This is a genomic window from Nonlabens spongiae, from assembly GCF_002117125.1.
Taxonomy (GTDB): Bacteria; Bacteroidota; Bacteroidia; order Flavobacteriales; family Flavobacteriaceae; genus Nonlabens; species Nonlabens spongiae.
In genome coordinates this window covers 1787539-1811586 of sequence record NZ_CP019344.1, presented here as the reverse complement: position 1 = coordinate 1811586, position 24048 = coordinate 1787539, and the positions used below count along the sequence as shown (strand labels likewise).

Here is a 24048-nt window from a genome sequence, read left to right as displayed (position 1 = left end):
ATATAGGGACTTCTAGTTTACTAGCAATGCCCTACTCTGCAGTCTTATCATCTTCTTTTTGCTCTAACTTTTCAGACTCTTCAATCACCTCTGGTTCCATGGGAATAGATCGGGTAGAAGATTTTAAAGCGATAGGTTGCTCTTTTATGAAAGGCCTTTTACCAAAAATCTTTTCTAGATCGTCTTTAAAGATCACTTCCTTCTCAAGAAGCAGCTCTGCCAGTTCAGTGAGTTTATCCTTATTCTCTTCGAGTATCTTGATTGCTCTTTGGTACTGAGCTTCTATGATCTTAGAAATCTCTTTATCTATGGTTACAGCAGTTTCTTCACTGTAAGGTTTTGTCATGCTGTACTCTTGCTGGCCGCTGGAGTCATAGTAAGTAATATTTCCCACTACTTCGTTCAAACCATAAATGGTTACCATAGCACGTGCCTGCTTAGTTACTTTTTCTAGATCGCTTAAAGCACCTGTTGAAATGTTGTTGAATATCACCTTTTCTGCAGCTCGACCACCCATGGTTGCACACATCTCGTCCAGCATTTGTTCTGGTCTCACGATCTGGCGTTCTTCTGGAAGGTACCATGCAGCACCTAGTGATTGTCCCCTAGGCACTATAGTAACTTTTATCAATGGTGCAGCATGCTCTGTCATCCAGCTCACCGTGGCATGACCCGCTTCATGATAAGCAATTGTTTTCTTTTCAGATGGTGTAATAAGCTTGTTTTTCTTTTCAAGACCACCTACAATACGGTCTACCGCATCTAGGAAATCTTGTTTATCAACCGCTTTTTTACCTTTTCTAGCAGCGATAAGAGCCGCCTCATTACAGACATTGGCAATGTCAGCCCCTGAGAAACCAGGAGTTTGTTTTGCGAGGAAAGCTGTATCCAATTCATTATCCACCTTTTTCAAGGGGCGTAGATGCACCTCAAATATTTGTTCTCTTTCCCTTACATCTGGAAGATCCACATAAATCTGACGATCAAAGCGACCCGCACGCATCAACGCTTTATCCAGAATATCTCCTCGGTTAGTTGCTGCTAGAACGATAACATTTGTATTTGTACCAAAACCGTCCATTTCGGTCAATAGCTGGTTCAGCGTATTCTCACGCTCATCATTAGAACCTGAAAAATTTGATTTACCTCTAGCGCGACCTATGGCATCAATTTCATCTATAAAAATTATAGCAGGAGATTTTTCTTTAGCCTGTTTGAATAAGTCTCTTACACGGCTTGCGCCTACACCTACAAACATTTCCACAAAATCAGATCCACTAAGAGAGAAGAAAGGAACCTTAGCCTCACCTGCAACAGCTTTGGCAAGAAGTGTCTTACCGGTACCCGGAGAACCGATCAGTAGGGCTCCTTTAGGGATCTTACCACCTAACGAGGTGTATTTGTCAGGATTTTTAAGGAAGTCTACTATTTCTTGGACCTCTTCTTTAGCGCCTTCGAGACCAGCGACATCTTTGAAAGTAGTCTTGATGTCTGTCTTTTGATCAAAAAGTTTAGCCTTACTTTTTCCTATATTAAAGATCTGGCCTCCAGCACCACCGCCGGCGCCACCACTCATGCGGCGCATTAAGAAGATCCAGATTCCTATGATGATCACAAATGGGAGAATGGTTCCCAGTAAGTTCCATAAACTTTCATCTTCTGAATCAAAAACATACTCAGTTTCAAGATTATTTTCTTGAATAGTCTCTTTCAGCTCCCGTTCAAAAGTTTCCTGATCACCGTATTCAAAACTGTATTGCGGTAATGGAACGTTGTTAATGCCGTTATCGCGTCTGGCATTCTTATGCTTTTGGAGTTTTCTTGCCTCCTCTGTAAGAAATACTCTAGCAATACGCTTATTGCTTACGACAACAACCTTGTCTATCTCACCGTCCTCAAGAAAGTCAAAGAATTCATTATAGGTTGTTTTTTTAGGGGCATTGAAGGTGTTGTTGAACAAACTATAGCCTAGAAATAGGACTACAATAGGAACAACGATCCACCATATATTGAATTTAGGTTTACCGCCACCTGGCATAACCGGTCGCTTTCCACCTTTTGGAGTTTTATCTTGAGACATGATGTGTTTTCTTTAATAGGAACTTTCTATGGTGGTTGTCTTAGCATCGCCCCATAGGCTTTCTAAGTCGTAATACTCTCTAATATGTTTCTGAAAAACATGCACAACGACATTGACATAATCAATGAGCACCCACTCAGCTTGATCTGAGCCTTCTGTGTGCCATGGATTTTCTTGAATTTTTTTGCTTACCGTACGTTGTACTGAGTTCACAATTGCATTGACCTGTGTATTTGAGGTACCGTTGCAAATGATAAAATAGCTAGTCACGGTATTTTCGATATCTCTTAGGTCTAGAATGGTTATATCATTTCCCTTGACTTCTTCGATACCTTCTATGATAAGAGCTATGAGAACGTCTGCGGAAACCTTTTCTTTAGTCATTAAAAATTTTTTGCTTTAACAAATTTATTCTTTTTTTGAAGCCCGACTACTAAATGTGTACTAAACGAGACCTCAAAGTTGAAAAATGTCGTCAAATTACATGCCACTACCTCTACGAGTGATGTTTTGAGATCTCGCTTTCGCGAAAGCGTATTACCTAATGGCTTTACGGTCTACACAACTCACCAGACAAAAGGGAGAGGTCAAAGAGGTGCTATATGGCAGTCTGAACCAGGAAAGAACCTTATGTTCAGTACGTTGCGAGATAATCTGGACGACCTGAATGCCTTTCAGATCAATCAAAAAACCTGCGTGATACTAACCGAATGCATAGCTGCTGTTTCAGGACTCGATGTTAAGATCAAATGGCCTAACGACATTCTGTCAGCAAAGAAAAAAATCGGTGGTGTTCTTGTGGAAAATATCTTCAAAAAAGGCAGACTGTCACATTCCATTATAGGAATAGGTCTCAACATCAACCAGAAGGAATTTGATGAGCTACCTCATGCAAGCTCAATTAGTGAACTAACTGGTCAAAACTTTGAAATCGACCCGTTTTTAAACTCGTTTATTAACTGTTTCTTTAAAGACCACCGTGAGCCAGAGCAAATCGATGAATTGTACACTTCTCAACTGTTAGGCGTTAATAGAGAACTGGTTTTTTCCAAAAACGGTATGCAATTCACGGCAATGGTAATAGGGACTGATCCAAGTGGTAAGCTTGTACTCCAAGTGGGAGGCAAACTGTCTAGTTATGATCTCAAGGAACTTGAGTGGGATTATACTAGTTTCTAGAGCTTCTCGATACCAGTGGCTAGTGTCTCTAAAAACTTATTAAGCGGTCCTTTGATCATCATCGCCATCATGGCATTAAAGTCACCTTCAAAAAACAATTGCGCTTGAGACTCCTCGCCCATTTGTTCAATATCACAAGTAAGGGTGAAGGAGAGTTTATCGCTCGCTGAGCCCAGTACCACTTTTGAATAAGGGATTTTTTCTTTGATGACTAGCTTGATCTCAGGCATGCCTTTAAGACCGAATAAAAATTTCTCGCTGTCGTAAGCTTCAAATTTTGTGTTCTCAGGCATCAATTGCTGATAATTTTCAGCAGATGTCAAAAAATGGAATAATTCCTCTGGTGATTTTGAGGTGTTTACTTTGCGGCTTTCTAGTTTCATGAAATGAGTGCTTGGTTCCAGTTTGCTGGATCTTTTCTCCAGCTTGATAATAATCGGGCTTCTTCTTCATTGAGATAGCCCATTTGATTAGCTTTAGTGATCAGTTGCTCGTAATCGCTGAGTGTGTAAAGGTCAAAGCTTAGGTCTTTAAATCTCTTGACGGTATCTTCAAAACCGTAACTGAAGAGCGCCGCCATTCCTTTTACTTGTGCGCCAGCATTTTTGAGAGCCTCAACGGCATTTAAACTGCTTTTACCAGTGCTGATGAGGTCTTCTATAACCACGACACTAGAACCTTTTTCAAGATGACCCTCGATTTGATTTTGACGGCCATGTTTTTTAGGTTCTGGACGTACATAGATAAAAGGAAGATTAAGATAGTCTGCAACCAGCATGCCTATACCTATGGCTCCTGTGGCTACTCCAGCAATTACGTCTGGTTTTCCCCATTGATCCTCGACAGTGTCTGCAAGGTGCTCTCTCAAAAAGTTTCTGATAGGTGGATAGGAAAGCGTTATTCTGTTGTCACAGTAAATAGGTGACCTAAGACCACTTGCCCATGTAAAAGGGTCTTGTGGTTGCAGTTTTATTGCTTTAATTTGCAACAACAATTCCGCGGTTTTACTCGCGATTTCCTTATCTCTAACCATGGCTCAAATGTATAAAGTTTTCGTCAAAGAAGTCCCAATAATATTGACTTCAGACAAAACTGCGTTTCCCGATCATAAGATACTCAAGATTAAGAATGTCGATCTTAAAAAAATAGTTAAACAAATTCAGAAAGGGAAGTTGAACAAGGTCGCACTCTATTCAAGAAATCCTAAAAAGCTATTACCTAGATTCCATAAGTTATTACCTGTGGTGACTGCTGCAGGTGGTCTTGTTACAAATGCTGACAACGATTTTTTATTCATTCACCGCAATGGGAAATGGGATCTGCCTAAAGGTAAGGTCGAGAAAAAAGAATCACTGGAAGATGGAGCTATAAGAGAAGTTGAGGAGGAGACGGGCGTTAAAAATCTAACTATTGAGGGGTATCTAGGGCATACTTACCACATTTTTTCTTGGAAATCTGACATGCGCATCAAGCTCACGCACTGGTACATCATGAAGACCGATTATGACGGTGAATTGCACCCTCAAGTTAAAGAGGGAATCGACAAAGCAGTCTGGTTAAGTAAAGACATGATGTCCCTAGCTTTGGAAAAAAGCTACGCTAACATCAGGCAATTATTTCCAGACTAGTTTTTGAAATATCTGTAAATCGGATAGCTTAAGTGTGCTTTCTCGTAGTTGGGAGAGCGTTTGTGCAGCCATTCCAGCTGTCTGTAACTGCTTCTGGCAAACTCTTTATCTGCTTTTTTGAGGCTGTCAAACTCAATTTTCAGGCTCTCACTTTGCTTCAATAACTCTTTTGCCGTTTGCTCAAATACATAAGTCGAAAATCCCTCTTTTTGCTGAAGGATCGTATCAAAGAAATTCCATTTGAAAAACGAGTCTGCCATTTGTGGTTCCAGAGTTTCTACAATGTACCTGATGGCAGGTTGTCGCGTTGTGATTAGGATATCGCTTTCGCGAAAGCGTAACCTCTCAACCATCTCTTTAACTTCAACGCTGTTTTGAGGGTAATGACCTTCATAAGCGTTGCGCGATGTTTGGTAAGATTTGATTTTATAAGAGTTAACCTTAAGTGTACTGTCTTTTCCTACAACCTCCATTTGAACTTTATTTGCCCGCAAGCGATCGATAACTTCCCACTGACCTGCAGGAACGATATAATAATCTGGGATTTTAATCGAGTCTGAAGCCTTGAAATAATTGAAATAAGGAACTTTTTTAGTGAAAGGTTGGGTACGATCGTAGGTGAGAAGATCGTTGCCAGTGACATCGTTTTTAGAAATGATTCCCTCAAAACCTTTAAAGTCTAGCGAGTCAACTTTTGTGGTATCTAACACATAATTGAAAGGGTATCTCTTCAGCTGTTTGTCTTTGTTCAAAGAAGCAATACGCACCTTCTTGATCTGCTCCATGTTTTGTGTTCCCAGAGCAATCATCTCCTCCATTAAAACCCGCGTACCTTCAACCCGGTCTTTATATGGCTTGAGCATGTGGGTTTCAACCATCAAGCCTAAGGTGTTCCACAGCGAGGTATAGCCCGTCGAGTATCTGGGATGATCCATAAATTGTGAAAAACCAGAATCAGGAGTACGGCCAAAGACATTGACGTATGGCGTTATGTCCCAGTCTCTCTTTTTGAGTCGCTCCTCAAGTTGAGGCTGTAATTTGTTTTTTATGTATTTACCCGCAGGATTAGGCATTTTTGAATGCTGCGAGAACAAATGCGTAAGCACATATTGATAGTCTGCGCCGTTGCTCACATGATTATCAATAAAAAGGTCCGGATACGTTTTATGAAACACCTCGTAAAAAGCAAATGCGTTGCGGGTATCTGCTTTGATGAAATCACGGTTGAGGTCAAAATTTCTGGCATTGCCTCTAAATCCATAAGATTCAGGTCCATTCTGATTCGTTCTGCTTGTGGAGTTGCGATTTAAAGATCCACCTACATTGTAAATCGCAATAGTGCTGAAAATTAGATTTTCTGGAGCGTTGATTTTGCCTGCAGCGAGATCTCTTATAAGCATCATGGTAGCATCTATACCGTCACTCTCGCCTGGATGTATGCCATTATTCACCAGAATTTTTATGCGATCTTCATAGGGCTGCTCCCAGTCGACTGCATTTTTAGAATAAGTGATCAGATGGAGAGGTTTTCCACTGTCAGTAATTCCTATTTCTTCAATTTTTACGGTGGAAAAGTTATCGGCAAGCCTTTGATAGAAAGAAATGGTCTCTTCATAAGTAGCAGTCTGGTTGCCGTTACCTTTTTCAAATGGAGTGATGAACTCTTTGCCTTCATCCCCACCGGCAGGTATAAAAACATCACTTGATTCCTCCTTGCCGCATGAAAATAAGGTCAGAGCAAAAAGTAGTAATAAATAACGAGTCATTTTGTCAAGGTTTGGTGTTTAAAGAAATTCAAATCTGGGCTGGTTTGAGTTCAAACTCTTACAGTAGGTGGTACCAGACCTGTATAATCTCCATTATTTCTGATCACATCTCTCACGATGGATGAGGAAATGTAACTTTTTCCAGAACTGGTGAGCAAGAAAACAGTTTCTATTTGAGAAAGCTTGCGATTTGTATGCGCAATAGCTTTCTCAAATTCAAAATCGGCTGGATTGCGCAGTCCTCTCAAAATAAATTGTGCACCGTTCTGCTGACAGAAGTCTATAGTCAAGCCTTCATAAGTCATCACTTTTATTTTAGGCTCGTTGATAAAGGCTTCTTCTATAAATGATTTGCGTAAGTCCAAATCAAACATATACTTCTTCTCAGCATTCACACCTATGGCAATGATGATCTCATCAAACAACCCCAACCCGCGCTCGATAATGTCAAAATGGCCTAGAGTTATGGGGTCAAAACTTCCTGGGAAAACAGCTTTCTTCATGATTTGTTTCTTTTGATGCAATCTTCAATAACCTCGGTTAGGATCTGGGTAAGAGAAAAGCCTGCGGCGGCAACCTGTTGTGGAACGATACTCTCCTTGCTCATACCGGGATTGGTATTCATTTCAATAAAGTGAGGTCTGCCTCTGTGATAGATAAAGTCAGCTCGAGCGATACCTTTTAATTCTAGAACTTGATAAACCTTCTTGCTGATTTCCTGAAGCTTTTTAAGTTCACGTTCAGAGATACGAGCAGGTGTGATTTCCTTACTTTTTCCTTCGTACTTAGCTTCGTAATCAAAAAAATCATTTTCAGTTACGATTTCAGTAGGAGGGAAGCTTTTGATTTCGTCACCTATTTTATAAACGGCAACTGAAACCTCTTTTCCTTCCAGAAAAGATTCAATGATAATTTGATGATCTACCTGAAAGGCAAAATCTAGGGCGTCTTGCATTTCTTCTTCACTGTAGACTTTTGAAACACCGTAGCTACTACCACTGCGATTTGCCTTCACAAAACAAGGCAAACCTACACGGTCGACAATTTTGTCAAGGTCGATTTCATCATTTTTATTGATGTAGATATGATCACCTGTTTTGATATCCCATGGTTTCAAAACCGCGATACAATCCCGTTTGTTAAAGGTGATGGCGCTTTCATAAGAATCGCACGAAGTTTGTGGAAGGCCCAGCAACTCCAGATAGGCTTGAAGTTTACCGTCTTCACCTGGCGTACCATGAATAGTGTTATAACAGCAATCAAATGTTATTTTTTCACCATTCAGGGTGATGCTAAAATCATTCTTATCAATATAATGTTTCTCGCCATTACTAGAGGTGTAGAACCATCCCTCCTTCACAATAGAAATAGGATAGCAATTGTAAAGGGATTTATCGAGCGCTTCTGTAACTACAGCGCCACTGCGCAAGCTTATTTCACACTCGCTGGAATATCCACCCATGAGTATGGCAATATTTTTCATGTACCTTTAGTTTAGGTGATAAGACAAAGTTAGTGAAGTTGACTCCACAAGGTAGAGTACTATTAGTATCTTTGAAAATTAATTTTACCTACAATCTAACTGATTATATAGGTATTTAAGCTCAGTATAGTTATGAATTTCTTTAGATTCATGTTTACCAAGACATTCTGGATTCAGGTGGCTCTCGCCATTGTTCTGGTGGTGGTTCTTTGTTTTGTCTACCTGTTTTGGTTGGGGTGGTATACTAATCATGACCAGCGTATTGAAGTACCATATTTAGAACGTATGACGCTGAGTGAGGTAGATGAAAAACTAGAAGAACTGGATTTGCGCCGCAAGATTATAGACAGCTCCAGCTACAATCCAGATTATCCGCCACGTACGGTCATTGAGCAAGATCCAGCGGCAGATACCTTTGTGAAGGAAAATAGACAGATTTACATAAAAATCAACGCAAGCGGATACGGTCTAGTCGTAGTTCCTAATCTTGTTTTTAAAACTAAAAGGCAAGCAGTTCCTACTTTAGAAGCCTTAGGCTTGCAAGTAGGTGAAATAATTTACAAGCCTGATGTATCGCTAGATATGGTCTTGGAAATGAAGTATAAAGGTAGAGAAGTGAAACCAGGGGAAAAACTCAAGAAAACATCAAAAATAGATCTGGTCTTAGGAGATGGTAACCCTAATCGTCAAGGGAGTATGGATCGAGATTCAGGAATAGGAATGGATAACGATGAGTGAAGAGTTCTCCCCAAAATTACGCCCAGAAAATAATAGCCTTCACGAGCATTATAAGTTCACCGCCGGCGAAAGCCAGAAACCGCTACGCGTAGATAAGTTTTTAATGAACTTTATTGAGAACGCAACGCGCAGCAAAATCCAGCAGAATATAAAAAATGGCGCTGTTTGGGTGAATGGAGAAGTGGTAAAGTCCAACCATAAAGTGAAAGCTGGCGATGAGGTACGTGTGCTTTTAGAGCATCCGCCGCATGAGAATCTACTGATTGCTGAAGATATCCCGTTGAACATCATTTATGAAGATGATCATCTTGTGATCGTAGACAAACCTGCTGGCATGGTGGTGCATCCCGGTCATGGGAACTATACGGGAACTTTGATCAACGCTCTGATTCACCATTTTGAAAATTTACCCAATAACAGTAGCGATCGACCTGGGCTGGTACATCGTATAGATAAAGATACCAGCGGCCTTCTAGTCATCGCAAAAACTGAGCACGCCATGGCGCATCTCTCTGATCAGTTTGCTAATAAAACCAGCGAGCGAGAATATATCGCGATCGTTTGGGGTTCATTTGATGAAAAACAAGGAACCGTAGAGGGAAATATCGGCAGGCACCCCAAAAACAGGTTGCAAAACACGGTATGGAGCGGCGATGACGCTGACAAAGGAAAGCCGGCTGTAACCCATTACGAGGTAATTGAGGATTTGGGTTATGTGACATTGGTAAAATGCAAGTTGGAAACCGGTCGCACCCACCAGATCAGGGTGCACATGAAGCACATAGGTCATACCTTATTCAACGATGAGCGCTACGGCGGTGATCACATTTTAAAGGGGACTAACTTTACTAAATACAAGCAATTTGTGGATAATTGCTTTAAAATACTGCCTCGTCAGGCACTGCATGCGAGAACCTTGGGTTTTCAGCATCCACACACAGGCGAGCGAATGTCTTTTGAGTCGCCCATTCCAGAAGACATGCTTCGGTGTATTGAAAAATGGAGGTCCTACGCCTCAAATAGCCTCTCGGGATCTTGAATCGATTATTATAGAGAAGAGGTTTGTTGAGTTTACGCTTTCGCGAAAGCGAGATATCAAAGAATCACCAGCTCAAAATTTAGCCTTAACTAGATTTTAGAGAAAGCAAGGAGCTTGCACGCTATTTTTGCATAAAACCTATCATGAAAATATTGCTCTCGCCAGCTAAGTCTTTAGATTACAGTTCTGCACTACCTACTCCTAAATCTACCCAACCGCAATTCAAAGATGGTATCAAGGAGATCCACGGCGTGATGAAAAAAATGTCGCAAAAGGAACTCGCGGAACTTATGGGAATTAGCGAGAATCTGGCAGCGCTTAATTATGCTCGGTTTTCTGATTTCAGTATGGATTTTACGGATAACAATTCCCGGCCGGCACTTTTTGCTTTTGATGGAGATGTGTACAGCGGTCTGGATGCCTACACCATGACTGACGAGCAGATTAAAACCGCACAGCAGCAAATCAGAATTTTATCAGGCCTTTATGGTATGTTGAAGCCACTGGATCTGATCCAGCCTTATAGACTTGAAATGGGCACCAAAGTTGCGATAGGTCAAAAGAAAAATTTATATGCCTACTGGCGTGACCAACTTACAGAAACGCTCAACAAGGAACTGAAAAAGAACGAGCTGGTCGTTAATCTAGCCAGCAAGGAATACTTCAAGGCAATCGACAAGAAAAAACTGAAAGGGGAATTGATCGAGCCGGTATTTAAAGATTTCAAGAATGGCAAACTGAAAGTAATCGCCTTTTATGCCAAAAAAGCGAGAGGAAGCATGGCGCGTTACCTAGTGGACAATAAAGCTCAGAATAAGAAAGCTATTTTGAACTTTGCTGAAGACGGTTATGCGTTCTCAGAAAAATATACAGAAAAAAGCAATCAACCTGTTTTTGTGCGCTAGGCACTTTTAAAGCGTTTATGTTTTATCTTGCCCTTATGTCGCAAGATGCAGATTATTTTTCCATTAAAGACTGGTCTGAGAATGATCGACCGCGCGAGAAGCTTTTACAGAAAGGCAGTTCTGCCTTAAGTGAGGCAGAATTAATTGCCATTTTAATAGGTAGTGGTACTCGCAAGATGAGTGCCGTGGAATTAAGTCGATTGATTTTGAAAAATGTTTCAAACTCTCTTGATGCTTTAGGTAAAACAAGTTTAAAACAACTCATGTCCTACAAGGGAATAGGTGAGGCAAAAGCCATCACCATTGCCGCTGCAATGGAGTTGGGACGTCGCAGGGCGATGGAAACTCCTTTGAGTGTTTCAAAAATCGCTTGCAGTCATGATGGCTATACGATAATGCAACCGGTTTTGGGTGAGTTGGCTCACGAGGAGTTTTGGGTCTTGTTGATGGATAATTCTCATAAAGTTTTAGGTAAAAAACAAATTAGCAAAGGCGGTTTCACGGGAACACTGGTAGATGTAAGGATGATCTATCAAGAGGCTTTGTTCAGTGGAGCAGTAGCGTTGATGCTCTTTCATAACCATCCCAGTGGTACTTTAAAGCCTAGCAACCAAGATATTCAGATCACCCAGAAGATTGTCAATGCCGGTAAAACCATGGATATACGCGTCCTGGATCATCTCATTGTTACTCAAAGAGGCTACTACAGCTTTGCAGATGAAAATATGCTATGATCTTAATCTATACCGCAAAAATCACATCGCGCAAAGACTATATTTTCAAGCATATCTTCAAAAGGTTGCTGAATCAGCCCTATGAGCTCACGACAGACATACAAAAGTTTGTAGGACATGAAGACGCAAAAATGTCTTATGGACTCAAGCCGTTAGGGAATGAAATGTTTGTCTGGAGTATGGGATTGCTGGATGAGCTCGGTATAGAACTTCACGATGTAAATTCCTGTAAGTGGGATGATCTTCCAGCGATTTTCCCGGCACCTAAAAGCAGCAGTATTCCTTTTGACCTTTTCTCAGCGGCATTTTTTCTAATTACCAGGTATGAAGAGTATTTACCACAGGTAAAAGATGAAGAAGGCAGATACGACGCTCAAGAATCCATTGCTGTAAAAGCGGGTTTTGTTGATCTTCCATTAATTGATTTGTGGTGCGAGCGACTTTATTGTGAGTTAAAGGAAATCTATCCTAAACTCACTGACATACAACCAGCGCCTGCAAAAATTACCGTAAATCTTGAAGTCGACCGGTTGAGAAAATATCAGGGCTTGGGCCTGGCTGCTAATATTGCCATGGCGTGGGATTCTATCAGTAATTTTAAATGGGCGACGCTTTTAAGACAATTTTACGCTATTACTGGACTAATTCCTGATCCCTACAAAAACGAACGTAGACTTATATCTCTATACAAGGACAAAACAAAAGAAAATCATGAGGTCCTAGGCCTCAAAAAAATGATGTTCTTTTTCAATGTTTCTAGTAAGGATTATGGAAACTTTGATCATAACAAATGGTTGATAGAGTTGGCAAAATACGTGGCAGATTATGTGAGAGTTGGCCTTAGATATTCTAAAGAGCCTGATAAGGAAAACATTACTAATGAGACTAAAATCTTTGAAGATCATTTCAAGAGACCTCTTAAAAAAGTCATGATCGCCAGATCCAGTATAGATATGCCCAACTATTACAGGGAACTTGTAGACGTTGAGTACAAAGAGGATTACAGTATGGGATACGATTCCGTGCCGGGATTCAGAGCGAGCACCTGTAATCCTTTCTACTTTTATGATCTGGATTATGAAATACAGACGCCACTGTTGATTCACCCTTATGCGTTACATTACAAAAGCATCTCTGGTAGAACTCTTAACGGACAGCGCATAGTTGTCAGTCAGCTTTTTGATGTGGTAAAAAGAGCACATGGTAATTTTATCGTGCAATTTGACTACGCGCAATTTGATAATGGTAAATCCACACACACCACTACGATTTTAGAACAAATCCTAGATTATGAAGTTTAAAAATGCCAAATACCTCTTTTTTGATTTAGATCATACGTTATGGGATTTTGACCTCAACAGTAAACTTGCTTATCGTCAAATTTTTGAGGAGCAAGGCGTAACACTTGATCTGGATCAATTTATTGCGATTTACGAGCCACTTAATTTAGAATACTGGCGTATGTACCGCAACAATGAGATCGGGAAGGAGCATTTGCGATTTCATAGGCTTAAAAGTGCCTTTGATGCCTGTAATTATACAGTTACCCGTGAACAGATTGATCTCTTTGCAGATTTATATATATCCTATTTGCCTAATTACAATCATTTGTTTGAAGGATGTATTGACTTGTTAGATGATTTGTCTCAGAATTATGAACTCCATTGTATTACAAATGGATTTCGCGAGGTACAGCAACAAAAGATGGAGCGTTCTGGGTTAGATACATATTTTGGATTGACACTCACCGCCGAAGAGGCTGGTATAAAAAAGCCAGATCCTCAAATTTTTCACGACGCCATGAATCGGGTGGGGGCTAGACCAAATGAAAGTGTGATGATAGGAGATAGTTTTGAAGCAGATATTTTAGGGGCTCAAAAAGTAGGTATGAAAACAATTTACTTCGACATTCATAAACCTACTGACCTGGAAGCTTATAGGGTCAAAACTCTCGCAGAAATCAAAAAGTTTTTCTCTTAATAATCGTAATGATCTTTCCATCTGCGCTGTAGGAACTCGCGTTGGGATTGTTCTCTTGGGTTTTTGCCAGGTTCATATAAAAGGGTTTTACTTATTTCCTTTGGAAGGAAATCGTAGTGGGCAAAGTTACCCTCGTAGTCATGAGCGTATTTGTAGGTTTCACCATAACCCAGTTCTTTCATCAATTTTGTAGGGGCATTTCTTAATCCCAGCGGCACTGATAGATCGCCAGTTTGCTTCACAAGTTGCTGCGCCTTTCCTATGGCGAGGTAGCTGCTGTTACTTTTTATCGAGGTCGCTAGATAAACGGCACATTGACTCAAGATAATTCTTGATTCTGGATATCCTATGGTGGAAACGGCTTGAAACGTATTATTTGCCATAATAAGCGCTGTAGGGTTTGCGTTCCCTATATCTTCACTAGCAAGAATCAACATGCGACGCGCAATAAATTTCAAATCCTCGCCACCTTCAATCATGCGTGCTAGCCAGTAAACGGCTGCATTAGGATCACTTCCCCTTATAGACTTGATAAACGCGCTTATGATGTCATAATGTTGTTCTCCAGTTTTGTCATAGCGAGCTGGGTTAGCAGAGACCATTTTGTTGACCAGTTCATCAGTTATGATCACCTTATGATCTTCTATTCCGTTTATAATAAGTTCAAAAGTGTTTAAAAGCTTACGGGCGTCACCACCACTTATTCTCAATAGTACATTGGTCTCCTTGAGCTCGATTTGCTTTTTAGAGATGATGGGATCGTCTTTGATGGCCTTCTCAAGTAGTTTGATGAGGTCCGCTTTCGCGAAAGCGTCAAGAATATAAACCTGACATCTAGACAAAAGCGCCGGAATGACCTCAAAACTCGGGTTCTCGGTAGTGGCGCCTATCAAGGTCACCCAGCCACGTTCTACAGCTCCAAGAAGAGAGTCCTGCTGAGATTTACTGAAACGGTGGATCTCATCAATGAAAAGTATGGGACTTTTTGCGGTGAAGAGACCATTTGCCGTTTTGGCTTTGTCAATCACCTCACGGATGTCTTTAACGCCGCTATTGATTGCGCTCAATGAAAAAAATGGACGCTTGCTGTGATTTGCAATAATCTGTGCGAGCGTGGTTTTTCCAGTTCCAGGAGGCCCCAAAGAATAAGGGACGGCACGTTTCCCTGAAGGATCAAATTTTTGAGGGTACCGTTTTCCCCTACAAGATGTTCCTGGCTGAGGTACTGCGTTAAATCTTGGGGTCTTAGGCGTTCTGCGAGAGGTGTGTTTTCCATAGCTGGCACAAAAGTAGAAGTTTTGTCATACAACTCGAGGATTTAATCAGTTGGCTTCTCTTTTGATTCATAGTTGCGTGCAAAAATCATTTAAACAACGCATTTTTGAATCTGTAAGGCCAGGATTAATATTCATAAGTCTAATGTGGCTGGTCTTTTTTGTAGAATTTGTTTTCCAATCCAGATTCAATGATTTTGGTATTTTACCAAGAACTTGGGAAGGGTTGAGAGGTGTGTTGTTTTCTCCCTTTCTACACGGAGACTTAAATCATCTATGGAGCAATACGATCCCTGCCTTGTGTTTGATCACTGGACTACGCGTTTTCTATCGTAAAGATGCGTTGCACATATTCATCTATGGTTTGATACTGACAGGAATTTGTACGTGGTTGATAGGTAGAAACTCCTATCATATAGGTGCCAGTGGGATCATCTATATGCTTGCCTCCTTTTTGATCTTTAAAGGCTTGTTTATGCGCCGTTTTAAATTGGTGGCCTTAAGTCTGGTGGTGATCTTTTTCTACGGCAGTATGGTGTGGTATGTCTTGCCTATAAGAGTCGGAATGTCTTGGGAAGGACATCTGTCTGGATTCATTTCAGGACTTCTTATAGCATCTTTGATCAATGTAAAAGCCGATTCAGACCTTATTTATTCTTGGCAGAAGCCACAATACAAAGAAGAAGAGGACCCGTTTATGAAGCACTTCGACGAGTCTGGAAATTTTATAGAAATAAAAGAGGAGGAATGAATAAAATAAATTTGCTATATTTATATATAAACAAATTAAATATGAAAAGATTTACTCTACTATTAGCTATTATATGTTTTGGGCTTTCAATGGCTCAGGATACACAACTTACATTCACAAATGGCTCAAGTTGTCAAGTTGAACTAAAAGGAATTGTTCATAATTCTAGCAACTGTAATTTTGATTCTGAAATTCCTCAAATCGTACCTGGTGGTGGTACTGTGACTTTAAATGCTCCTTTGGGAACTGAATTCATTGCAGCGAGGGTATTTTATAATAATAATCTCTTTATTGTAGATAATTCAGATTGCGCGAACACGGGCTCATCAACTCAAAATTGTGTTGCAGGAGGTCCTATTACCTCTTCTGTTAGATTAATTACATTTAATGGTGGGTCTTGTTCAGGGCTAAATGCAGAACTCAGTTATAAATGTGACAATACACCTGGTTTAGCAATTGTTCAACTTAATCCATATTAGTATTAAGATCTAAGAATAAGTTTGCTGACGTACTACTTCGTATAAAATAGCACCACAAGCGACAGATACATTTAAGGACGCTATAGAACCTCTAATAGGTAGCTTGAAATGATGATCCACTACTTTTAGGGTAGAGGGATTGACACCGCGTTCCTCACTCCCCATAATGATCGCAATAGATTTGTTAAGATTGGTTTCATAAACTAGTTTTTCTGCTTTTTCATCGGCTGCAGCGGTAGCTATACCATAGGATTGCAGCACGTAAACGGCATCTTTGATGTGGTTTACCTTACAGATGGTAATATTAAAAGCAGCTCCTGCGCTGGTCTTTATAGTGGCGGCATTTACGGGCGCTGATCCGTTTTCTGGGATAACTACCGCTTTAACACCTGTACACTCTGCGGTTCTCAAAATCGCTCCAAAATTTCTTACGTCAGTCACTCCATCCAGCAATAGGATTACATTTTTATCGTCTGGATCCAGACTTTCCAATAATTCTTCTAAGTCATGAAATGACACGGGTGAAATGGTAGCTACTGCCCCTTGATGATTACCATTGGCCATGTGATCCAATTTTTCTACGGGAACAAATGAGGTTGCTATATTTCTAGCCGTACAGAGTTTCTTAAGTTCTTGAAACAAGACTCCGTCTCCAGTTTTAAGTAGATAGACCTTGGCTATTTCTTTATCAGCTTCTATAGCTTCAATGATCGCTCGTATTCCGAAAATATTTTGAGGTGCTTTCATAGTCAGCAATGATAAATAAAAAACCCCAAACCGTGAGGTTTGGGGTCAGTTATAAAGTGAATTAAATTATTGCTTGATCAAGAAAAATGATCCTTCAAATGTTCCAAATGAACCCGCTAGGTTATCATATTCTACGATAAAGAAGCTATCGTCAGATACGTCATAAGTAGAGTCGTTCTCACTTGCAGGCATGATCACGATTGGCTCACCACCTCCGGTAAAGCCTGTTGAGTTTGTACTTGCGTAGATCAACTCGTTACAAACCAAGTTCAAGGTTACGGTAAACATAGGTGCTGTAGCACTACCCCAATTAGTCGTAAATTGACGAGTAGTTGCCGAGGCACCAGCCTGGATATCTACGATTCTAGTAACAAAATTAGTATTACTAAATACAATCTGATTATCCGAAATCTCATAAGCTCCAGTCATGTAAGTCGCTGGAATAGGACATACTTGAAAAACGTTGAGTACAACGGGAGTTTCAAATGATGCATCTGCACCATCCAGCTCAAGGATCAGGGTTTCTGCCACCGTTTCAAGATCGGAATCTTGAAAATTTACAGTAAAAGTTCCATTATAACTATTTGCTGGAACAGTTACAGTTTGGGGCAACTGATAGTTAGATGCATCTACCGTAGACTCGTCACTCGCAGACACTGTAAAAGTTCTATCTGTATCACTAATAGTTGATACAGAAATAACTACATCCTGTGATCTAGAAAAGTTATCCGTATCAATATCTACAGGTACGTCTATAGCTCTACGATTAAAGCTCAAGTAGGTTCCTCCATTTACATTATCGTAAATAGGATTTTCATGTGGGTCACAAGCACTTAAAAGTGCCACCGCCGCTAATAAATAAACTATTTTTTTCATCTTTTCCTATTTTATATTAATAGTCATCATTTTGAGTAATATTACTATTAGCTCGTCTTTCTGCTGCTGGAATCGGTAAAGCTCTTAATCTGAAATCAGATGGTGGTAAATCGCACTCAGCTGACGGATACAAAGAACAGTCTGTTTCATTTCTATCCAAACCTTGATTAGCTTCACGACCTAATCTCTTGAGATCAATGTATCGATGTCCTTCAAAAGCAAGCTCGATATATCTTTCATTAAGAATCTCTCTTAAGGCCTCTGCTGAGGTACCAAAGCTTGGTGCAGGTTCTTGAGAAGTATATCTCGCGTCGCGTATCTCTTTCAACTGGTTTCCAACTTCAGAAAGATTGTTAGCATCAGCGGCAGCCTCTGCAAGAATAAGGTGCATTTCAGCTGTTCTGAACACTTTTTGATCATTTGTATAACCACCTACTAGACCTGGAATACTAGGGTCTCCTGGGTATTTGTCCACTACAATGATATCATTGAATCTTGGATTAGGATCGTTATCATAATCGGGTGAAATTAAAGAGGAAGGATCTACATAAACATCTCTTCTGATATCTCCAAAATTTGCTTCGTTACTCTCTAGTATGTTAAATAACCTTCTACTAACCTCGTATAATGGAGATCCAGCAACTGAACTAGAGTTCGTGTTCCAAATTTGACCAATGCTACTACCCACCGCTAAAGTGTTATTGAATTTAAAAACAACTTCATTAGCTGTACCAGCGCCAGCGACGTCTTCCCAAACCTGTCTATAATCACTTTCGCTAGCAGTAGAAGGTAAAGAGAAATTATTCAAAACTGCCTGAGCATTTGAACTAGCCGTTGCGTAGTCACCTACATAAGCAGCTGCTCTCGCTCTACATGCTCTTACAAAGTCGAGTGATACAAAATCTACTGAGTAAGGTGTTCCTGAAAGTGTAAGTAAACGTTCTGCCTCTTCCAGATCAGAAAGAATCTGGTCATAGACTTCTTGAACCGTATTTCTTTCTGGAGCATAATCTACTGCAGGAATGAAATCAAATACTGGTACGGCTAAACTATTACGATCGCTCAAGTCTTGTGCAAAGTATGCCATCCATTGGGTGTAAGCATAAGCTCTTAAAGCGTGAACCTCTCCTAGAGCTTCATTATACAAGGCTTCTTCATCAGCCCCTTCTGGCGTCACACCCGCGGCACCTGTGAAAAAGATATTGGCATTTCTAACAGCACCCCCATAACCGGAAAACAGTGCATTTGCAAATGTATTATTGACATTTAGTTGCAGCCTGTGGGTGTCGCTACCGTTACCAGAAGCTTCACCGAGTCCACACTCATCAGTAAATTGAGACGTGAATTGTATACCTGCCGTAGTGTTGGTTTGCGAATAAACCGCATAAACACCAGTCTTTACGTCATCTACGTTTTGATAAGCAACATCAAAACTGAACTCACTGGGCTGGTTAATCTCGGTTGCATCCTGGCAACTAAATAGCATAGCTACCGCTGCAAAAGTTAAAACTATTTTTTTCATCATTTTTTTTTTAAAAAGTTAAGTCTATACCGACAGAAACTGTACGTGGAGTCGGATAACGGTTCAACTCAGATTGTCTAGTACTTTCTGGATCAAATCCTAACCAGTTACTAAACGTAGCTAAGTTTTCACCATTCGCATAAATTCTTACATTCTGTAGGAAAGTTTTTTCTAACATTTCTCTGTCAAAATTATATCCTAGTTGTAAGAATCTCCATCTGACAAAGTTAGAGTTGATAAGGAAACGATCACTTGTTACACCAGGTGATAGGTTTGTAGCATTTACCGCTGGCATATCTGTAATACGATTATCTGGTGTCCAGGATCTTTCAAGATCTGAAGATAATTGGTACTGTCCCAAATCATTTATGTCGTAGTACGATGCTAAGTTGCTGTCAAATCTTTCTAGTCCTGTCATAAAAACAAATTGAGATTCAAGAAAGAAACCTTTATAGCTTGTATTAAATCCAAAACCTCCTTGGAAATCAGGTTGAGAATCAGTACCGGTCAACCTTCTGTCTTCAAGAGTTGGGTTTTCCGTTGGATTTCCATTAATGTCTTCAAACAAGAGGTTACCATTAGCAGGGTTCACTCCAAGATAAGGAACTACGAAGTACTCATTCAATTGTGCTCCTTCTTGAATAACAGTAGATCCATTGTCGATCAATCCACCTTCTGCATCAATTTTAGTAACCTCAAATTCATTATAGTTAATGTTAGCATTAACTGTAAAGTTAAATCCGTCCGCTTGGTCGCTTCTGAATAAGTCGTAGTTCAGAGCTAGTTCTGCACCCTTATTCGACAAGTCTCCAACATTAGCCTGTATAGAACCAGAAGGAGTTACTAGTGTAGATACAAAGATGTTGAAGAAAAGATCTTCAGTTTTTCTATCATATACTTCGATAGTGGAACGAAGTCTATTTTCGAACAAACCAAATTCGATACCTAGGTTTGCAGTTTTAATAGTTTCCCAACGTAGAGATTCATTACCTAATTGAGAACGGAAAAAGGTTTGATTATCCCCATAACCAATTCCAGTATTAAATAAGGTTCTAAAATTATTGAGGGCACCGTAATAAGTTCCAGCAATTCTTTCATTTCCAGTTGTACCATAAGAGGCTCTTACTTTAAGGTTATTAACCCATGAAACATCCTGCATAAAGTCCATTTCAGAAACATTCCATCTTCCAGCCACAGACCAGAAAGTACCCCAAGTATTATCTCCTGTAAATCTAGAAGATGCATCTCGTCGTAGTGCTGCGAATACTCCAAACTTGTTATCGTAGTCATAATCGATCTCTCCAAAATAAGAGAACAAACCTGTAGATGCTTTAGAAGCTCCTACTGTTGGAACAAATTCATCGTTATCCTCTACATCTGCTACGAAACCAGCACCATTTCCTGGTGAAAAAGTCCTTGGATTAAGACCTGTTTGAGAATAATTGAAAGATTTAAAGTGACCTTTTACATATTCCGTGTAAAGGTTTGCTAAGAAAGTGTGACCACCTTCGCCATTTTCATCTGCTCCAAATGTGTTTTCGTATCCAACGCTCAAGGTATTGTTGAATCTGAAGTCTCTAAAGAATGATTCAGTTTGAAAACCTTCTACAGCATCAGGGCCGATAAAGCTAGCATGTACTCTTGCAAGAGCTGAATTAGGATCTGCTACTCGTAGATAATTTTCCTGAGTGTAATCCATACCAATATTATAACGAGCAGTAATGTGATCAGTGATCTTATAAGCATTATTTGCTCCTATCACCATTTTTATCTCGTCTTCTTTGTTTGTGTTCAATCTTGTGTTATCCAGTGTCACATAAGGAGAGTAAAATGCTTGCAATCCATCAACCCAACGCTCTAAATTTTGGCTATTGTTTGGATCGAAATAAGGTAAACCTCTGTTGGCTCCAAAGATAGAGTTGAAGTAAATGAAGTTATTTCTATCGTTATCTGGCTCTGTTTGAGAATTGTTTTTTGAAAAACCTAATTGCATAGAAGTTTGAGAAGTAAATCTCTCATCTTCAGATTTGATATTAAGATTATTTCTCAGGGTAAATCTCTGAAGGTCCGACGCTAATAAAGCACCCTCTTGCTCAACATAACCTATCGTTGTAACTTGAGAGAGGTTTTTACCACCTGAGCTCAAGTTCAAGTTGTGCAGTGTATTACGGCCTGTACGATAAAATGCATCCTCCCAAGATTCGCTAACACTAAACGCTGCAATTTCAGCATCGGTCAATGGAGTACCACTATTGTCAAAACCATTAGCACCTGCTCCAACTCCATTTTCTCTTTCAAATCTAAGGTAGTCCTGAGCACTAAATAAATTATAATCAGCCCCTAGAAGTTCTGTGAAACCGGTTTGTGAAGTGTATCTCACGGTAAGGTCTTGGTCGAAATCGGCACGCTTAGTTGTAATAACAATCACACCATTGGCACCACGGTTACCATAAATTGCAGTACCTGCAGCATCCTTAAGAACAGTGGTGCTTTCAATATCTAGAGGGTTGATAGTTCTGAAAACATCTTCGTCTACTGGTATCCCATCAATTACGATAAGAGGTTCAGTATTACCGTTGATAGAGCTTACACCGCGTATCTGTATCAGGGAATTAGCACCAGGTTGTCCTGTTGAAGTTTGAACGGATAGTCCTGCAACCTGACCTTGAAGACGCTGTATTGCACTTGCGTTAGGACGGTCTTCAAGTTGCTTTGCGGTTACTACAGAAGACGCTACAATACTTCTTTTAGTAGTCGTAGATCGATAGGCCTGTACAACAACCTCATCTAAAGACGTTTTCATAGAAACGTCAATTGTAGTTTGATCACCTACTATAATTTCTTGGGTGTCGTACCCAGTGTAGGAGAAAACCAAGATGTCCTCTGGACTCGCTTGAATTGTGTATTTACCATCAAAGTCAGTTGATGCAAATACAGAACTGTTTTTGACCAAAACGGTTGCCCCCAGAATGGGTCCTCCATCTGGCCCTGTCACCGTACCGGTAACGGTCTGTTGCGCAAAAGCTACCTGCGCAACTAACGCTAGCAATAGCGTCAAAATTCCATTTAATTTTGTTTTCATGTTTAGATTTATTTGAATTAGCCAGTGCCAAAAATCAAAAAAAGAAGTTAATAAAGCAACATTTTTTTTGGTTAATTACGCATTTAACTAACCCTCCCTTAACATTCAGGTAACATTTTTAAAAATTAATCCTTAAGTTTAAATGAGTTATAACGCTGGATAGCTCTAGGTTAGCTTCGTCAAAACTCCCATTTACAACGCTCAAACTTAGCAGGCCAGAACGTGTTAAAATTGCTGCTCCTAATCCTAAACCATAAATATTTCGCATCTCTGAGGCGCTAAAATCTTCGAATCTGCCAAAATCAGCTACCGTGTAAGCATAAAAATTGGTGCTAAAAGAACGTCTGTACTCCGTCATCAGTGTTCCAAAAGAACCGGAATCAATACTATTTTCAGTAAAACCCCTCATGCTTTGTATGCCTCCTAGTTGTTTTAATTCTGAGAAGAGTAAATCTTCCGTTTCAAGATGGAAGGCTCTAATCCGCGTCAGGAACTCATTCTTATTATTTAGATGCCATATTTTTTGAAAGGTTGCGTCAAGTTGCCACTGATTTGTTTTTTTAACATTTACCATTCTGTCATAATAGCCTAGATTCAAGTTGTAATAGATATCGGGTATTTTGTCAAAACTAACTCCGGTATTGCGAGAGTGGATCAACTTAGCATTGAGTCCGTTTTTTTGAAATGTCCCAAATTGGTCATTAGAGCTTAAATCATTGCTGTTGAGGGATTCATAATTCAATCCATAGGTATAGGCGAGTCTCGGTTGATAAAATAGGCCAGCTTTTAACGACTCGTTTTGATAGGTGCTGTCTCTTCTAGTGATTGTGATTCCGGCGTCGGCACCTATTTTATTGAATAGTAAAAACGGGAAAGATGCAAACGCATTAAGGGTTGAAATATCGTTACCATCATTTCTGTAGTCTAGTTTTAGTGTTTCTGCTGTATTGAGAATATTGATAAGCTCAAGATTGGCAAAGCCGTTAATTTGGGTTTTTTCACCATCGGGATTGTTGAGTCCTAACATACCTTCCAGGCTGTTACCGTTACTTTTTTCTACATACACATAAAGTTTAGTGCTGTCTTTTTTGAAAAGAGTTTCGCTGGGCCTGGCGATTTTTGCTATCCTTGAACTATTTATTTCTTGTTCTACCAGCTTAATGTTGTCCTTATTATATATAAGCTTTCTACTTTGTATGAACCGCTTTAGGTTTTTGGGCGTTTTCTTTAGACCTTTTATTACGATATCGTCAATATATCTTTTAGTACTCGTATTGATATGAAGCTTTGTTTTTAGCGTATCGCCGTTGATTTGGATGTTTTTTGATTCAATTTTGGAAAAGGACACACCTGTCATCTGCAAACTGTCTTCAATGGTTTGTATTCTGAGTAAGTATTCTGAGAAGGGTAGGTGGTAGTCTCGCTTTCGCGAAAGCGTACTTTCTGAAGAATGATTTGAAAAGAAAAACACCTCTTGGAGATCTACAACGTTGATTTTTGAACCAAGGTCAATTCTTGCTCGTAACGTGTCCTTATATCTATAGGGTTTATTCAGTCGAGCCGTAAGGAATCCGCTAGCTTGTATTGACGTGAGAATGCTGTCTAGTTTTCTTTTTGCCTTAGCTTCATGACATTTTTCAATAATGTTTTCTGAAACGTGGTTTTTGCCAAAGGTAGAAACCTTCATTACCTTGACTCCACGATTTTGTCCGGACAGGAGTGTTGGGGTAATAAGCATTATGGATGTTAGGAAAAGTAAAAACTTGTGCACGTAGAATGATCGAC

The 24048-nt window shown here is 39.9% G+C and carries 22 protein-coding genes and 1 pseudogene; 10 read left to right on the top strand and 13 right to left on the bottom strand.

Features of this window, described 5'->3' with window-relative positions; all coding sequences use genetic code 11:
• Positions 1–31: 31 nt before the first annotated feature.
• The gene (gene ftsH / locus BST97_RS08355; protein WP_085766808.1) at positions 32–2080 is read right to left on the bottom strand and encodes an ATP-dependent zinc metalloprotease FtsH; all 2049 of its coding nucleotides are present in this window, start codon (positions 2078–2080) and stop codon (positions 32–34) included.
• Between the two features lie 12 nt (positions 2081–2092).
• Positions 2093–2464, bottom strand: a complete 372-nt coding sequence (rsfS, locus tag BST97_RS08350) for a ribosome silencing factor (protein WP_085766807.1) — start codon at positions 2462–2464, stop codon at positions 2093–2095.
• 78 nt (positions 2465–2542) lie between these two features.
• On the opposite strand from rsfS, the gene BST97_RS08345 reads away from it, so the two are divergent.
• Positions 2543–3259 (top strand): biotin--[acetyl-CoA-carboxylase] ligase, encoded by a 717-nt coding sequence (locus BST97_RS08345; RefSeq protein ID WP_085766806.1) that lies wholly within the window; start codon positions 2543–2545, stop codon positions 3257–3259.
• Here BST97_RS08345 and BST97_RS08340 read toward each other — a convergent pair.
• Positions 3256–3642: an orotate phosphoribosyltransferase gene (locus BST97_RS08340; RefSeq protein ID WP_085766805.1), complete on the bottom strand. Its 387-nt coding sequence runs from the start codon at positions 3640–3642 to the stop codon at positions 3256–3258. The two genes, BST97_RS08345 and BST97_RS08340, sit on opposite strands and share 4 nt — an antisense overlap.
• The gene (gene pyrE / locus BST97_RS08335) at positions 3639–4292 is read right to left on the bottom strand and encodes an orotate phosphoribosyltransferase (RefSeq protein ID WP_085766804.1); all 654 of its coding nucleotides are present in this window, start codon (positions 4290–4292) and stop codon (positions 3639–3641) included. Before pyrE ends, BST97_RS08340 begins: the two co-directional genes overlap by 4 nt.
• A 7-nt stretch (positions 4293–4299) precedes the next feature.
• Between pyrE and BST97_RS08330 the strand changes: the two genes are divergently transcribed.
• A complete protein-coding gene (locus BST97_RS08330) occupies positions 4300–4887 on the top strand; it encodes an NUDIX hydrolase (RefSeq protein WP_211277424.1) in 588 nt (195 codons plus the stop codon).
• On the opposite strand, the gene BST97_RS08325 is transcribed toward BST97_RS08330, so the two are convergent.
• The 3 genes from BST97_RS08325 to BST97_RS08315 are packed head-to-tail and all read right to left on the bottom strand — an operon-like array spanning position 4884 to position 8136.
• Positions 4884–6653 carry a M14 family metallopeptidase gene (locus BST97_RS08325; protein WP_085766802.1) on the bottom strand — a complete coding sequence of 590 codons (1770 nt, stop codon included), beginning with the start codon at positions 6651–6653 and terminating at the stop codon, positions 4884–4886. The two genes, BST97_RS08330 and BST97_RS08325, sit on opposite strands and share 4 nt — an antisense overlap.
• A gap of 50 nt (positions 6654–6703) precedes the next feature.
• A complete protein-coding gene (gene coaD / locus BST97_RS08320) occupies positions 6704–7156 on the bottom strand; it encodes a pantetheine-phosphate adenylyltransferase (RefSeq protein WP_085766801.1) in 453 nt (150 codons plus the stop codon).
• Positions 7153–8136 (bottom strand): D-alanine--D-alanine ligase, encoded by a 984-nt coding sequence (locus tag BST97_RS08315; RefSeq protein ID WP_085766800.1) that lies wholly within the window; start codon positions 8134–8136, stop codon positions 7153–7155. Before BST97_RS08315 ends, coaD begins: the two co-directional genes overlap by 4 nt.
• A 132-nt stretch (positions 8137–8268) precedes the next feature.
• Between BST97_RS08315 and BST97_RS08310 the strand changes: the two genes are divergently transcribed.
• From BST97_RS08310 to BST97_RS08285, 6 genes are all read left to right on the top strand, one after another.
• Positions 8269–8874 carry a PASTA domain-containing protein gene (locus tag BST97_RS08310; protein ID WP_085766799.1) on the top strand — a complete coding sequence of 202 codons (606 nt, stop codon included), beginning with the start codon at positions 8269–8271 and terminating at the stop codon, positions 8872–8874.
• Positions 8867–9913, top strand: coding sequence for an RluA family pseudouridine synthase (locus BST97_RS08305; RefSeq protein WP_085766798.1), 1047 nt, complete (start codon positions 8867–8869; stop codon positions 9911–9913). The genes BST97_RS08310 and BST97_RS08305 overlap by 8 nt, the downstream gene beginning before the upstream one ends.
• A gap of 143 nt (positions 9914–10056) precedes the next feature.
• Entirely contained in the window at positions 10057–10818 is a 762-nt protein-coding gene (gene yaaA, locus BST97_RS08300; protein ID WP_085766797.1) for a peroxide stress protein YaaA, read from the top strand.
• Positions 10819–10853: 35 nt separating this feature from the next.
• The gene (gene radC / locus BST97_RS08295) at positions 10854–11552 is read left to right on the top strand and encodes a RadC family protein (protein WP_085768197.1); all 699 of its coding nucleotides are present in this window, start codon (positions 10854–10856) and stop codon (positions 11550–11552) included.
• Entirely contained in the window at positions 11549–12853 is a 1305-nt protein-coding gene (locus BST97_RS08290; protein WP_085766796.1) for a DUF7033 domain-containing protein, read from the top strand. Before radC ends, BST97_RS08290 begins: the two co-directional genes overlap by 4 nt.
• Complete coding sequence (locus tag BST97_RS08285) at positions 12843–13532, top strand: YjjG family noncanonical pyrimidine nucleotidase (protein ID WP_085766795.1); 690 nt, start codon at positions 12843–12845, stop codon at positions 13530–13532. Before BST97_RS08290 ends, BST97_RS08285 begins: the two co-directional genes overlap by 11 nt.
• Here the strand turns inward: BST97_RS08285 and BST97_RS08280 are convergent.
• Positions 13529–14808: pseudogene (locus tag BST97_RS08280) on the bottom strand (replication-associated recombination protein A). The gene BST97_RS08285 and the pseudogene BST97_RS08280 sit on opposite strands and share 4 nt — an antisense overlap.
• Positions 14809–14885: 77 nt before the next feature.
• On the opposite strand from BST97_RS08280, the gene BST97_RS08275 reads away from it, so the two are divergent.
• Positions 14886–15557, top strand: a complete 672-nt coding sequence (locus BST97_RS08275) for a rhomboid family intramembrane serine protease (protein WP_157111547.1) — start codon at positions 14886–14888, stop codon at positions 15555–15557.
• A gap of 41 nt (positions 15558–15598) precedes the next feature.
• Positions 15599–16036 carry a hypothetical protein gene (locus tag BST97_RS08270; protein ID WP_157111546.1) on the top strand — a complete coding sequence of 146 codons (438 nt, stop codon included), beginning with the start codon at positions 15599–15601 and terminating at the stop codon, positions 16034–16036.
• 9 nt (positions 16037–16045) lie between these two features.
• Here BST97_RS08270 and rlmB read toward each other — a convergent pair whose 3' ends face one another.
• The 5 genes from rlmB to BST97_RS08245 all read right to left on the bottom strand — a co-directional run bounded on the left by rlmB (position 16046) and on the right by BST97_RS08245 (position 23950).
• Positions 16046–16783 (bottom strand): 23S rRNA (guanosine(2251)-2'-O)-methyltransferase RlmB, encoded by a 738-nt coding sequence (rlmB, locus tag BST97_RS08265; protein WP_085766792.1) that lies wholly within the window; start codon positions 16781–16783, stop codon positions 16046–16048.
• A 66-nt stretch (positions 16784–16849) separates the two neighbouring features.
• Positions 16850–17659, bottom strand: a complete 810-nt coding sequence (locus tag BST97_RS08260; RefSeq protein ID WP_085766791.1) for a hypothetical protein — start codon at positions 17657–17659, stop codon at positions 16850–16852.
• Positions 17660–17675: 16 nt separating this feature from the next.
• Positions 17676–19184, bottom strand: a complete 1509-nt coding sequence (locus BST97_RS08255; protein ID WP_085766790.1) for a RagB/SusD family nutrient uptake outer membrane protein — start codon at positions 19182–19184, stop codon at positions 17676–17678.
• A 7-nt stretch (positions 19185–19191) separates the two neighbouring features.
• Positions 19192–22263 carry a SusC/RagA family TonB-linked outer membrane protein gene (locus BST97_RS08250; protein WP_085766789.1) on the bottom strand — a complete coding sequence of 1024 codons (3072 nt, stop codon included), beginning with the start codon at positions 22261–22263 and terminating at the stop codon, positions 19192–19194.
• 118 nt (positions 22264–22381) lie between these two features.
• Complete coding sequence (locus BST97_RS08245) at positions 22382–23950, bottom strand: BamA/TamA family outer membrane protein (RefSeq protein ID WP_157111544.1); 1569 nt, start codon at positions 23948–23950, stop codon at positions 22382–22384.
• Positions 23951–24048 lie beyond the last annotated feature (98 nt).

Coding starts and splice junctions, on each gene's coding strand:
- BST97_RS08330 (WP_211277424.1), top strand. CDS start 4,300: ATGTATAAAGTTTTCGTCAAAGAAGTCCCAATAATATTGACTTCAGAC.
- BST97_RS08255 (WP_085766790.1), bottom strand. CDS start 19,184: ATGATGAAAAAAATAGTTTTAACTTTTGCAGCGGTAGCTATGCTATTT.
- BST97_RS08285 (WP_085766795.1), top strand. CDS start 12,843: ATGAAGTTTAAAAATGCCAAATACCTCTTTTTTGATTTAGATCATACG.
- BST97_RS08260 (WP_085766791.1), bottom strand. CDS start 17,659: ATGAAAAAAATAGTTTATTTATTAGCGGCGGTGGCACTTTTAAGTGCT.
- BST97_RS08305 (WP_085766798.1), top strand. CDS start 8,867: ATGAGTGAAGAGTTCTCCCCAAAATTACGCCCAGAAAATAATAGCCTT.
- rlmB (WP_085766792.1), bottom strand. CDS start 16,783: ATGAAAGCACCTCAAAATATTTTCGGAATACGAGCGATCATTGAAGCT.
- BST97_RS08340 (WP_085766805.1), bottom strand. CDS start 3,642: ATGAAACTAGAAAGCCGCAAAGTAAACACCTCAAAATCACCAGAGGAA.
- rsfS (WP_085766807.1), bottom strand. CDS start 2,464: ATGACTAAAGAAAAGGTTTCCGCAGACGTTCTCATAGCTCTTATCATA.
- BST97_RS08245 (WP_157111544.1), bottom strand. CDS start 23,950: ATGAAGGTTTCTACCTTTGGCAAAAACCACGTTTCAGAAAACATTATT.
- BST97_RS08250 (WP_085766789.1), bottom strand. CDS start 22,263: ATGAAAACAAAATTAAATGGAATTTTGACGCTATTGCTAGCGTTAGTT.
- ftsH (WP_085766808.1), bottom strand. CDS start 2,080: ATGTCTCAAGATAAAACTCCAAAAGGTGGAAAGCGACCGGTTATGCCA.
- yaaA (WP_085766797.1), top strand. CDS start 10,057: ATGAAAATATTGCTCTCGCCAGCTAAGTCTTTAGATTACAGTTCTGCA.
- radC (WP_085768197.1), top strand. CDS start 10,854: ATGTCGCAAGATGCAGATTATTTTTCCATTAAAGACTGGTCTGAGAAT.
- pyrE (WP_085766804.1), bottom strand. CDS start 4,292: ATGGTTAGAGATAAGGAAATCGCGAGTAAAACCGCGGAATTGTTGTTG.
- coaD (WP_085766801.1), bottom strand. CDS start 7,156: ATGAAGAAAGCTGTTTTCCCAGGAAGTTTTGACCCCATAACTCTAGGC.
- BST97_RS08310 (WP_085766799.1), top strand. CDS start 8,269: ATGAATTTCTTTAGATTCATGTTTACCAAGACATTCTGGATTCAGGTG.
- BST97_RS08325 (WP_085766802.1), bottom strand. CDS start 6,653: ATGACTCGTTATTTATTACTACTTTTTGCTCTGACCTTATTTTCATGC.
- BST97_RS08270 (WP_157111546.1), top strand. CDS start 15,599: ATGAAAAGATTTACTCTACTATTAGCTATTATATGTTTTGGGCTTTCA.
- BST97_RS08290 (WP_085766796.1), top strand. CDS start 11,549: ATGATCTTAATCTATACCGCAAAAATCACATCGCGCAAAGACTATATT.
- BST97_RS08315 (WP_085766800.1), bottom strand. CDS start 8,136: ATGAAAAATATTGCCATACTCATGGGTGGATATTCCAGCGAGTGTGAA.